Here is an 11,962-nt window from a genome sequence, read left to right as displayed (position 1 = left end):
GGCAAAATCCTGAGCAACTTTTTGTTGCTCAGGTACTTATAAAAAATATTAAATTATAGTGTTGCGGAATTAAGGTATACTATCAGGAGTATTTATCTATACTATCAGGAGTATTTATCTATACTATTAGGAGTATTTGTCTATACCATTAGAAGAAAATGTCTATACTATTAGGAGAAATCTCCGTTCATAAGTTTTGAATATGCGTTCAAAAGTTTTGAATGTACGTTCAAAAGCATTGAACATACGTTCAAAACTTATGAACGGAGATTTCTCCTAATGAAAAAAAGAAATGCCCCTAGAGGTAACTGCTTTTTCCTCTAGGGGCATTCCTTTTTATTCCTCGGTGTAAAGCACCTGGATCATAGTCTGACCCACTGCCTTCAATACGTTCTTATCCAGATGAGCCATATCATCGTTCACGGTGTGCCAGGTAGGACCGAAACTGCTCTGCTGGCAATCAGGATAGTAGGCTATCACATCAATGGTTGGAATCTTCGCCTTCTCGTTTACCGGGATATGATCATCCGTAATCATACCGCCATCGCTCTTAGGGAAGAAACTGCCGTAACCTGCCTGACGGGCTGCAGCCCAAACTCGCTTCACGATGCCACCAGCATACTGCATAGACATTCCTTCGCGGTAGAACTTGGCTCCCTGGCCTCCTACCATATCCAGGAGGATGCCATAGCGAGGATTGTAACCCTCTGGCTTGTTCTCGCTCCAATACTGCGCACCCAAAGCCCAGCTGTTGCCATCATCCTGTGCATCAGACCATTGAGGTACGCCCCAATCCTCGGTATCGAAACATACGAAATCTACGCCGATACTTGGATTCAACTTCTTATCTGCCTGCAACTGGCGAGCGATTTCCAACATGACGGCTACTCCGCTGGCACCATCGTTGGCTGCCATCACAGGCTTGCGCCAATTGGTACTGTCGGGATCGTTATCCGCCCAAGGGCGACTGTCCCAATGGGCACAGAGCAAGATACGGGTTTCAGCCTTCGGGTTGTAACGGGCAATGATATTGGTATTCTTCAATATCGTGCCATCATAGCCCTTCAGGTCTGCCTTCTGGGTCTCTACCTCGCAGCCAAACTGCTTGAACTTGCTCACAATCCATTCGCCACACTTATCGTGCGCCTCGCTGTTCATCACGCGAGGCCCGAAATCGCATTGCGCTGCACAATAAGCCAATGCCGAATCGGCATTGAAAGCCGGACCTACGGGATTCAGCTTCTCCGCTTCCTCTACCTCCTGAACATCAGGCGAACTTGCGCTGCTGGCATTCTTATAGCTGATGGTACCAGCCACCAGTCCGGCAGCTACCACCACACCTAATATGATCTTCATTTTTTTCGTCATAACATTATTGTTTAAAGTTCTGCACCTGCGTCATCACTCTGAGCCAGTTGCCTCCCCAGATCTTGGCGATATCCTGCTCGCTGTACTTGCGGCGCAACAGCTGGAGAGTGAAATTAATCAGCTCGGAAGAATCAGCAAGTCCGCGGATGCCTCCGTCTCCATCGAAATCGGTACCCAAACCTACATGGTCGATGCCCATCACCTCAATGGCATGCTCCAGATGGGCAATGGCATCCATGATGTCTGCCTCGCCCTCCTTGCGCAGGAATCCATGATAGAGCGTAGTATGAGCCACACCACCACGGGCTGCCAGGGCACGCATCTGATCATCGGTAAGATTACGGGGCACATCGCAGAGCGCACGGCTGCTGCTATGGCTGCATACGATAGGAGTCTGACTGATTTCCAATGCATCATAGAAACTCTTTTCGCCTGCATGGCTCAAGTCCACCATGATGCCGTGGCGGTTCATCTCCTGAATCACCTTGGCTCCGAAACTGCTCACGCCATTGTGGGTATTACAGCCACGGGCACTGTCGCAGATGTCATTATCGCCATTGTGGCAGAGGGTGATATATACCACGCCTCGCTGGGCAAAGTACTTCACATTGCTCAGATCGTGCTCCAGGGCAAGACCATTCTCTATACCGAGCATGATGCTCTTTCTGCCCTTTCGCTTGTCGCTGTAAAGATCGGCAGGAGTTCGGGCGATACTCAGGTAGGCGCGGTTCTTGCTCACGATTTCCTCTATCTTGTCGAAGATGAGATCGGCATACTGCAGAGGTCCCTGCACGTCGAATGCCACCTTGCTACTGAAGCTCTCGCCTATCTTAGGCTGCGGCAGGTAAGCCACCATGGTGGTAGCATCCTGATGTCCGTCGGTCATCTTGTGCAGATCTACGAGAATGCGGGAATCGCGATGATCGAACTTCACGCCCTGTGGGAAGAACATCGGAGTATCGCAATGGGTATCGAGTGTTAGGATACGCTTGTGCAACTGCTTGGCAGCATGGAAATTGCCAGCCTGGTTCACCAGCCACTGGAAGATCTTTCCGCCTTCCTCGCCCAGCCACTCCGGATGCCACTGCACGCCGAGTATCTGCTTATACTCATTGCTCTCTATCGCCTCGATGATGCCATCGGTAGATTTGGCGATGATGCGCATGTGCCTGCCCGGCTCGCTCACAGCCTGATGGTGGAACGAGTTGACGAGAATCTTTTCCGAATTATATATATGATATAAGGTGGAATCCTTCTTGATTTCTACACTATGGGTTGGTTCGGAGCGGTCGGCATCCTGACTGTGCTTCACCATCTGCTTGATGTCCTGATACACTTTTCCGCCCAAGGCTATCGCCAGGGTCTGGATGCCTCGGCAGATGCCGAGCATCGGTATCTGACGGTTGAAAGCCAGACGGACAAGCATCAGCTCTGCAGCATCACGCTCCTGATTGATATTGTGAAGACGGGGAGACGGCTCCTCGCCCATCCACAACGGGTTATGGTCGCCTCCACCCGTCAGGATCAAACCATCTAGATGCTCCAGGGTATTGATGATGACTGTACTGTCGGCAACTGGCGGGATGATGACAGGCGTTCCACCTGCCGCAATCACCTGCTTGTAATAACGGTCGCGAAGCGTAGCATCAATGTTCTCGTAATTGGCAGTAAGACCGATTACGGGCTGATGCATCGCTTCGGGAAAAGAAGAGTACGCACCCTTGAGATGCGACTCCAAGTCAAATGTTTCCATTTGTTTATTTCTAAATACAAAAAAATTACTCTTCCTCCAAAAGAACAGGAACCTCTCGCTTGATGCTCTGCTCAAGCGAAATGAGTGTCTCGGTAGATACTACACCCGGAATAGCCTGGAGCTTGTTGTTCAGCAAGTCCATCAACTGCTCGTTGTCACGGGCATACAACTTCAAAAGCATGGTATAAGAACCGGTTGTGAAGTGACACTCCACAATCTCAGGAATGTTCTGAAGACGCTCTACCACCTTCTTGTACATATTACCACGCTCCAGGTTAAGTCCTACGTATGTACATGTAGAATAACCCAGACTCTTAGGGTTTACATCGAAGCCGCTACCGGTGATGAATCCATCCTCCATCAAGTGCTGGACACGCTGATGGATGGCTGCACGAGACACGCCGCATTCTGCAGCTACGTCTTTGAAAGGAATACGGGCATTCTTGGAAAGGATGCCGAGAATCTTTCTGTCAAGATTGTCTATTTTCTCCATTTCTTCTCTATTATTATGTTCTATTTTAAGGTATTCTTATATACCAGATAGCAAAATTAATAAAAACTATCGAAACAGACAACAAAATGCACGAATATTTTGCAATATCCGTGCATTTTGTTGTTTTTTATACTGATTTTAACCAAAATTTCAGATTTTTCCTGCTATTTGGCGTTACTTTCTCTTTCTGGAAGCAGACTTCTTGCCAGCTGTCTTGGCTGGAGTCTTAGCCACCTTCTTCTCTGCTCCTACAGCTACATCATCCTTCTGCTCGCTGTCAGCCTCAGGCTTTACCTCAGGCTTCACGATGCTCACGAGCTCCAGGTCGAATACCAATGTAGAATATGGAGGAATCTGACCAGCCTGACGCTCGCCGTATGCCAACTCATAAGGGATGTAAAGCTGCCACTTGCTGCCTACAGGCATCATGGTGAGAGCCTCTGTCCAACCCTTGATCAGGCTGCCGGCACGGAACTTGTCTGTGGCAGCACCGCCATGCTTGGAAGTTGCATCGAATACGGTTCCATCAATGAGACGGCCCTCGTAGATAACCTCCACCTCATCAGAAGCCTGAGGAATCTCGCCCTGACCTTCCTTGATTACCTTATACTGCAAACCGCTAGGCAAGACCTTGACACCTGGCTTCTTGGCATTGGCTGCCAGATATTTCTCGCCAGCACCAGCCAAGGCTTCCTTCTTGAACTCGCCAGCCTTGTGCTCGGTAAAGATAGTGGTATCATTGGCAAGAGCTGCCACGAAACCACGGCTGAACAGTTCGGCATTGATAGAATCCTTGGTGCTCTTCAGCTCCTCGCGGGTTCCAGGCAGGATGCGCTGATTTACCATCTGGGCAATCTGCATACCCACGATATAAGCAGTACCCTTAGGAGTATTTGCCTGCTGGATAGCCTCCTCATAACCACGGATGAAGTCTGCCATATAAGCAGTATCCACCTGATAACTCTGCTGGATGAATGGAACCAGACCACGGGTGGCATAGACACCTGCCGCATAACTCAAGGAATCACCCTCGCTGGCAAGAACCACCGGAATTACCTTCTTCACATTTTTCTTCTTGCTTGCAGCACTGGCTGTAAACAAAGAAGCACTCGCCACGAGGACGAGTGCTGTCATTAAATATTTCTTCATTTCTTATAAGTCCTCTACTCAAAATGAGTTCCCACAAAAATTACTTGCCACCTACAGAAATCAACTCAATCTTGAAGATCAATACAGAGAATGGCTTGATCTGCCCCTGCTCGCGCTCACCGTAAGCCAACTGCTGAGGGATGTAAACCTCCCATACAGAACCTGCTGGCATGTGAACCAAAGCCTCAGTCCAACCCTTGATAACCTGGTTAGCACGGAGATCTACAGCCTGACCACGCTTGAAAGAAGAATCGAATACCTTGCCGTCGATTGTCTTACCCTCGTAGTTAACCTTTACCATAGATGTATCCTTTGGCATAGGGCCGTTACCCTCCTTGATTACCTTGTACTGAACACCTGAAGGAAGAGTTACCACTCCTGGCTTCTTCTTGTTGGCAGCGAGGAACTTCTCACCAGCCACCTTGTTAGGTCCATATTCCTTCTCCATGTTCTTTGCCTTGATGGCCATCATCTTGGTCTGTGCTACCTGAGCAGCCTGCTCTACAGTCATCAAACCCTTCTTGCCGGTAGTACCTGTAATGAAACCAGCCATGAAGTTCTTCAAAGAGATGGTCTTGGTAGAATCGTCACCGAATACCTCGTGGTTGATACCCTTAACCATCTGGTTAGAAATCTGCTGACCAATCTGAATACCTGCATAGTAAGCAGCCTTCTTCTTGTCATCACCAGCGTTGGCACCATCGTTGAGACCCTTGATGAAATCATCCATGTAAGCGGTATCCACGCCCATACGCTCTACCATAAACTCCTTCAGACCCTGAGTCTGAGACATACCCATGGCATAGCTCATTGTATCTACATCATTCTTGAGATCTGCCTTTGGAGTAGAATTGCCACAAGCTACGAATGTAGCGGCAACACAAGCCACGAGGGCTCCGAAAAATAACTTTTTCATTTTTAACTTTATGTTTTATTCTTTATTCTCTCTATATTACTTTACTGCAACAAGCTCTACATCGAAGATCAATGCTGAGAATGGAGGAATAGCTGCACCTGCGCCACGCTCGCCATAACCCAACTGATAAGGGATGAAGAAACGGTACTTAGCACCCTCGGTCATCAACTGAAGACCCTCTGTCCAACCAGCGATTACCTGGTTCAATGGGAAGGTAGCTGTCTGACCACGGTCGTAAGAGCTATCAAACTTAGTACCATCGATGAGTGTACCCTCGTAGTGGCACTCTACCTGATCTGTAGCCTTAGGAGCCTTGCCGTTACCCTCGCGCAGAATCTGATACTGCAAACCGCTCTTGGTAGTGATGATACCATCCTTCTTAGCGTTCTCTGCGAGGAACTGCTCACCAGCCTCCTTGGCAACCTTGCCCTTCTCTGCAGCTGCAGCCTGAGCCTTAGCCTCCTGCTCTGCGAAGAAGTTCTGTACCAACTCCTGTGCTTCCTGCTCATCGAGCTGAAGCTTGCCTGCAATCGCATCCTTTACAGCCTGTGCAAAATCATCAATGTTCAAACTCTCTGCACCCATAGAAGCCAACTGGCGACCGATGCCAATGCCTAAAGCATAACTTACTTTATCCATAAATTTATCTTATAACTTTGTATTAATATTCTTTATTTTGTACTTATTGTCCTTAAAACGAGTGCAAAGATAACATTTTTCTCGCTGATAACGATGATATTTAAAGAAAAAAGTGTAAATTTGTGCATTCTTAATAAGAAGATTAAGAAAATATGAATAAATAAAACGTGATAAGATGAAGAAACTCGTATTTTTAACCGGCGCTGGAATGTCTGTGGAGAGTGGTTTCAAAACTTTCCGTGGAAATGATGGCTTGTGGGAGAACTATCCTGTGGAACAGATAGCTACCCACGAGGGATGGGAAGCTGACCCTACCCTAGTAACTAACTTCTATAATATGTTGCGCCATAAGCTCTATGCCGCTCAACCTAACGAGGGACATAAACTTATCAAGAATCTGGAGAAGGATTTCGACGTAACGGTGATTACACAGAATGTGGATAACCTGCACGAGAAAGCGGGATCCAAGAACGTGATCCACCTGCATGGAGAACTCTCCAAGGTCTGCTCTTCGCGCGACCCTTACGACTATCGATACATCAAGGAGTTGCCGGAGAATGACTGTGAGGTGGAACCTGGAACCAAGGCAGGCGATGGCAGCTTGCTGCGACCATTCATCGTCTTCTTCGGCGAGAGTGTTCCGATGATAGAGCCTGCTGCCGAGGCTGTGCAGCAAGCCGATATCTTCGTCATCATCGGTACTTCGCTCAACGTGTATCCTGCCGCAGGCCTGATAGCATACACCAAGCCGAACATTCCTATCTATCTGATAGACCCAGGTGCCGTAAACACCAACGGCTACTACAAGATTGAACATATCATGAAGGGGGCTTCTGAAGGAATGAAGGAACTGAAAGAAATGATCAAAGTATAAAAACTGAAAGAGGAGGCATCAACCGATGTCTCCTCTTCTGCTTTTATTGCCTTTTGGCTTTTTTGTCTTATATCGAAATGCCGATTATGCCGATGCTCTCGTTCCCATACGTGCCTCGGCTACGTTTACCACGTAATCGCCGAGCTTCTCGCACTCCTGAATGATATCCATATACAGGGTGCCTACACCATAGGTATAGAGATGGTTATCCACATCATCCAGGTTCTGGTTTCTCAACTGCGTACGGAAGTTGTTGATTTCCGTCTCAATGTTATAGGTATGGTTCATGTTGATACTCTGGCGATCGTGAGCAAACATGAAGTTCATCTGGGTAAGCGACTCATCTACCAGCTTGAACATCTGATGGATATTCTCATTCTGCTTGGCTGTGAACTCCTCCTTGTTCTCTCCCTTGCGCTTGATGGTGCGGGCGAGGTTGTAGCAGCTGTCACCAATGCTCTCTATCTCGGAAATCGCACGCAGCATCGAACGAATCTTTGCCTTGGTATCATCACTCAGATGGGCATCGCTCACCTGATCCAGATACTTGGCTATCTCAATCTCCATGTTATCCGATATGCCCTCATACTTCTCAATGCGCTCATAGAGCTTGTCGAAAGTCTTGGCATCCTGAGTATCCATCAACTCTCTCACCATACTAAACATACGATGAATGCGCTCACCGAAACTGCCGATTTCCTGCTGTGCCTCGAAGACAGAAAGCTCCGGTGTCTTCATGATACCAGCCTGGATAAAACGCAGGCGGAAATCCTCATCCTCCTTGTCAGCCTTAGGCTTGATAAGCTGGCAAACCACCTTTTCCAACTGCGGAATAAACCAGATGAGCACACCTGTGTTGCAGACATTGAAGCAGGTGTGGAACATCGCTAGGACGATAGGCAATAACTTCGCCTTCTGCGCTGCCGACATACCGCCATCAGGATCGTAGCCCACAATAGAGCAGACGAAATCCACGAAAGGATAGAACAGGCAGAGAACCCAGATGACACCAAACACATTGAACACCAGATGAGCCAAAGCCGCACGACGAGCCTGGGCATTGGCACCCAAAGCAGCAAGGTTAGCAGTAGCAGTGGTTCCGATATTCTCACCCATCACCAACGCAATACCCAGATAGATAGGAAGCACTCCCGTAGAACAGAGCAGGATGGTAATCGCCATCACCGCAGCAGAACTCTGTACAATGCAGGTAATAAGCGTACCTATCAAAAGGAAGACGACAATGGTGAAATGACTCTTCGTATCGAAGGAACCGAAGAAGTCGATAACTGCCGGATTATGCTCCAGATCAAGAGCCTTGCCTGCACTGCTTAACAGAACGAGCGAGAAGAAGAGAAAGGCGATACCGAAAAGGAAATCTCCAAAATACCGGCGCTTCTTGCTATATATCAGCATAATGCCGAGGAAGAACGCAGGGAAAACCACGATGGTTAAATCTACATTATAACCCAGCGACATAATCCATGCCGTAAAAGTGGTACCGATGTTGGCACCCATTATCACGGAAATGGCTTGGGCCAGGGTGAGCAGACCTGCATTCACAAAAGAAACCGTCATCACGGTGGTTGCAGAGGAACTCTGAACAGCACAGGTAATAAAGGTACCTGTAAGCATTCCCGTAAATCGGTTGGTAGTCATAGCTCCTAAAATGTGGCGCAACTGGGATCCTGCCATCTTCTGCAAAGCCTCACTCATCACCTTCATACCATAGATGAGTAATGCCAAAGAACCGAGGATCTGAAAAAAAATCACAAGATATTGACTTGTATCCATAATTATTTGTATTTGTGGAAATGTTTGTTACGTTTCGATTGCAAATATAATAAGAAATCCGCTTATTACGAAATATTAAGCAAGGATATTTCAAATTGTAACAGTATTGTAATATCCGAAACTTATTAATACATCCAGAAGAAAGAAAAAACTCTGCTTTGCCCTATCATCTTCTTATATCTTTTTCTACTCGTTTATAAAGATGAATATAGAAGGAAAGGAGAAATAAGTGGCCTATTTTGTTACATATTTAATAAAAAACAAAAAAGATGCCAAGAAACTTTGTATTCTCCGATTTTTTTTGTTTCTTTGCCTTATAAAACTATAAACAGTCATATAACAGTCGTAATTATGGGAAAAGGTAAAAAAGGCGGCAAAAGAATGAACAAGGCGCAGCTCACTGAGATTCTGCAGCAATTCTTTGCCGAAAGGCCGGGCGAAACGCTCAGCTTTAAAGAAATATTCCGTTCCCTCCATCTCACCACGCATCCGCTCAAGATGCTGGCTATCGATATCATGGAGGAAATGGCATGGGATGACTATCTGGCAAAGGTAAGTGATAATTCGTATCGCCTGAACCAAAGCGTGCAGGTGATGGAGGGTAAGTTTGTTAGAAAGGCAAATGGCAAGAACTCCGTCATCCCTGATGGCGAAGAAAATCCTATCTTCGTTTCTGAGCGCAACTCTATGGGAGCGCTCAATGGCGACCGAGTGGAATTCACCTTCCTCGCCCGTCGAAAGAACCACATCAAGGAAGCACAGGTAAACAAGATCCTGGAACGTGCAAAAGATACCTTCGTTGGTAGATTGAAAGTGGATAAGGATCTGGCTAACCTTGTTACACCAGGCGATGTCTTCGCTCATAACATCATCATTCCGAGAAGAAAGGTAAAGGGCGGAAAGACCGACGACAAGGCGGTGGTACGAATCATTGAATGGCCGGATGGAGAAAACAAGAGTCCTATCGGTGAGGTTGTGGATATCCTCGGACAGAAGGGTGACAACGATGTAGAGATGAACTCTATCCTCGCCCAATATGGATTGCCTTACAAGTATCCAAAGAATGTAGAGGATGCTGCCAACAAGATTTCGGGCGAAATCACCGAACAGGATTACAAGGAGCGTGAGGACTTCCGCAAGGTTTTCACCTGCACCATCGACCCGAAGGATGCCAAAGACTTCGACGATGCCTTGAGTATCCAGAGACTGGAGAATGGCAATTGGCAGGTGGGTGTTCACATCGCCGATGTTTCGCACTACGTCACAGAGGGCAGCATCATCGACAAGGAAGCCGTGAAGCGTGCCACTTCTGTCTATCTCGTAGATCGCACCATCCCGATGCTCCCTGAGCGTCTCTGCAACTTCATCTGCTCACTTCGCCCTAACGAGGAAAAACTGGCATACAGCGTCATCTTTGAACTCGACAACAATGCCGAGGTCAAGAACTACCGCATCGTGCATACCGTCATCGAGAGCGACCGCCGATATAAATATGAAGAGGTACAGGAACTCCTAGAAGCAAATGGCGTGATTGATGGTACCGGCGAACCTGCACCGGCAGAAACCAAAGAGCATCCATACCAGGGTGAAAATGCACTCCAGCTTATCACCCTTGATAGACTGGCAAAGAAACTTCGTGCTGCAAGATTCAAGAATGGAGCCGTGAAGTTCGACCGAGAGGAACTGCATTTCGATATTGACGAGAAAGGCAAACCTATCAGCTGCTACTACAAGCGCTCTAAGGACGCCAACAAACTCGTAGAGGAATTCATGCTCCTAGCCAACCGTACGGTGGCTGAAAGCATCGGAAAGGTGAAAAAGGGAAAGAAGCCAAAGACGCTTCCTTATCGTATTCACGACAATCCAGACCCACAGAAGCTGGAAACCCTGCGTGAATTCGTTGTGAAGTTCGGCTATAAGATGAAGACCGAGGGCACCAAGGGCGCCACAGCCAGAAGTCTGAACAAGTTGATGGCTGACTGCGAAGGCAAGCCTGAGAACAACCTCATCCAGATGGTAGCTCTCCGTGCAATGATGAAGGCAAAGTATTCCGTCCACAACATCGGTCACTTCGGTCTGGCATTCGAATACTATACTCACTTCACTTCGCCGATCCGCCGTTATCCGGATACAATGGTACACCGCTTGCTCACCAAGTATGCACAAGGCGGCAGAAGTGCCAACGAGAAGCATTACGAGGAACTCTGTGAGCATTGCTCCGACATGGAGCAGATTGCACAGAATGCAGAACGAGACAGTATCAAATATAAGATGGTAGAATTCATGGGCGATAAGCTAGGTGAGGAATTCGATGCCCACATCAGCGGTATCACTTCTTACGGCATCTATGCAACCATTGATGAGAACCATTGTGAAGGTATGATTCCGATGAGAGATATCGCAGACGATTACTACGACTTCGATGAAAAGAACTTCTGTCTGATTGGTCGTCGTCATCACAACAAGTACCAATTAGGTGATGCTATCCGCATCAAGGTGGCGCAAGCCAACCTGGAAAAGAAGCAGTTGGATTTCGCTCTAGCCGGCGATTCTGCTCCTATACGCAAGGAAAAGCCTGAGGCTAGTACTTCTTCCAAGAAAACAAAGAAGTCGAAGCAGAAGACACGTAATCATCGTAGAAACAAATAATCTCTCACTATCAAACTGGGCTGACCTTTAAGGTTGGTCCAGTTTTTTATTTTGATTCTGTGAAAAAGGAAAAGCAGAGAAAAAGATCTGCATCATTCCAGACCGAACAGGTCTAAAATCAGTGTACATCTGTGAAATCTGTGGGAAATAGGAAAAACAGCGAAAAGAGATCTGCGTCATCTGAGAAATCTGCGTGACCTAAAAAACAATCCGCGTGAGAAAAAGAAGATTCCGCGTGAAAACAAAAAAACCTCAGAAATCTTTCGAAATCTGAGGCTTTGATAAAAGAAGGCGGCTACCTACTCTCCCGCATTGCATTGCAGTACC

General features: G+C 47.3%; 9 protein-coding genes. 2 read left to right on the top strand and 7 right to left on the bottom strand.

What is annotated here, in order from left to right:
• Window positions 1-336 precede the first annotated feature (336 nt).
• The 6 genes from AAAT87_RS13935 to bamJ (AAAT87_RS13910) all read right to left on the bottom strand — a co-directional run bounded on the left by AAAT87_RS13935 (window position 337) and on the right by bamJ (AAAT87_RS13910) (window position 6,318).
• Complete coding sequence (locus AAAT87_RS13935; RefSeq protein ID WP_117663814.1) at window positions 337-1,368, bottom strand: M28 family peptidase; 1,032 nt, start codon at window positions 1,366-1,368, stop codon at window positions 337-339.
• 4 nt (window positions 1,369-1,372) lie between these two features.
• Window positions 1,373-3,121, bottom strand: coding sequence for a membrane dipeptidase (locus AAAT87_RS13930; protein ID WP_295024994.1), 1,749 nt, complete (start codon window positions 3,119-3,121; stop codon window positions 1,373-1,375).
• A 25-nt stretch (window positions 3,122-3,146) separates the two neighbouring features.
• A complete protein-coding gene (locus AAAT87_RS13925) occupies window positions 3,147-3,614 on the bottom strand; it encodes an Lrp/AsnC family transcriptional regulator (protein WP_089544771.1) in 468 nt (155 codons plus the stop codon).
• Between the two features lie 174 nt (window positions 3,615-3,788).
• Window positions 3,789-4,763 carry a BamJ family beta-barrel-assembly machinery protein gene (gene bamJ / locus AAAT87_RS13920; RefSeq protein ID WP_295024993.1) on the bottom strand — a complete coding sequence of 325 codons (975 nt, stop codon included), beginning with the start codon at window positions 4,761-4,763 and terminating at the stop codon, window positions 3,789-3,791.
• Between the two features lie 40 nt (window positions 4,764-4,803).
• On the bottom strand, window positions 4,804-5,679 hold the full coding sequence (gene bamJ / locus AAAT87_RS13915; protein WP_089544773.1) for a BamJ family beta-barrel-assembly machinery protein: 876 nt from the start codon (window positions 5,677-5,679) through the stop codon (window positions 4,804-4,806).
• A gap of 36 nt (window positions 5,680-5,715) precedes the next feature.
• A complete protein-coding gene (gene bamJ, locus AAAT87_RS13910) occupies window positions 5,716-6,318 on the bottom strand; it encodes a BamJ family beta-barrel-assembly machinery protein (RefSeq protein WP_089544774.1) in 603 nt (200 codons plus the stop codon).
• A 175-nt stretch (window positions 6,319-6,493) separates the two neighbouring features.
• On the opposite strand from bamJ (AAAT87_RS13910), the gene AAAT87_RS13905 reads away from it, so the two are divergent.
• Entirely contained in the window at window positions 6,494-7,192 is a 699-nt protein-coding gene (locus AAAT87_RS13905) for an SIR2 family NAD-dependent protein deacylase (RefSeq protein WP_349226749.1), read from the top strand.
• Window positions 7,193-7,276: 84 nt separating this feature from the next.
• On the opposite strand, the gene AAAT87_RS13900 is transcribed toward AAAT87_RS13905, so the two are convergent.
• A complete protein-coding gene (locus AAAT87_RS13900; RefSeq protein WP_295024992.1) occupies window positions 7,277-8,986 on the bottom strand; it encodes a Na/Pi cotransporter family protein in 1,710 nt (569 codons plus the stop codon).
• 351 nt (window positions 8,987-9,337) lie between these two features.
• On the opposite strand from AAAT87_RS13900, the gene rnr reads away from it, so the two are divergent.
• Window positions 9,338-11,635: a ribonuclease R gene (rnr, locus tag AAAT87_RS13895; RefSeq protein ID WP_349226748.1), complete on the top strand. Its 2,298-nt coding sequence runs from the start codon at window positions 9,338-9,340 to the stop codon at window positions 11,633-11,635.
• The last annotated feature ends 327 nt before the right edge of the window (window positions 11,636-11,962 follow it).

It is taken from the genome of Segatella sinensis (genome assembly GCF_040095255.1).
In the GTDB taxonomy this organism is placed as follows: Bacteria; Bacteroidota; Bacteroidia; order Bacteroidales; family Bacteroidaceae; genus Prevotella; species Prevotella sinensis.
Note: the sequence above shows the minus strand (reverse complement) of the source record. Positions and strands in the feature narration are given on the sequence as shown.

What these genes read in the sequence shown, in the direction of transcription:
- AAAT87_RS13935 (WP_117663814.1), bottom strand. Translation starts at nt 1,368, where the DNA reads ATGACGAAAAAAATGAAGATCATATTAGGTGTGGTGGTAGCTGCCGGA.
- AAAT87_RS13930 (WP_295024994.1), bottom strand. Translation starts at nt 3,121, where the DNA reads ATGGAAACATTTGACTTGGAGTCGCATCTCAAGGGTGCGTACTCTTCT.
- AAAT87_RS13925 (WP_089544771.1), bottom strand. Translation starts at nt 3,614, where the DNA reads ATGGAGAAAATAGACAATCTTGACAGAAAGATTCTCGGCATCCTTTCC.
- bamJ (WP_295024993.1), bottom strand. Translation starts at nt 4,763, where the DNA reads ATGAAGAAATATTTAATGACAGCACTCGTCCTCGTGGCGAGTGCTTCT.
- bamJ (WP_089544773.1), bottom strand. Translation starts at nt 5,679, where the DNA reads ATGAAAAAGTTATTTTTCGGAGCCCTCGTGGCTTGTGTTGCCGCTACA.
- bamJ (WP_089544774.1), bottom strand. Translation starts at nt 6,318, where the DNA reads ATGGATAAAGTAAGTTATGCTTTAGGCATTGGCATCGGTCGCCAGTTG.
- AAAT87_RS13905 (WP_349226749.1), top strand. Translation starts at nt 6,494, where the DNA reads ATGAAGAAACTCGTATTTTTAACCGGCGCTGGAATGTCTGTGGAGAGT.
- AAAT87_RS13900 (WP_295024992.1), bottom strand. Translation starts at nt 8,986, where the DNA reads ATGGATACAAGTCAATATCTTGTGATTTTTTTTCAGATCCTCGGTTCT.
- rnr (WP_349226748.1), top strand. Translation starts at nt 9,338, where the DNA reads ATGGGAAAAGGTAAAAAAGGCGGCAAAAGAATGAACAAGGCGCAGCTC.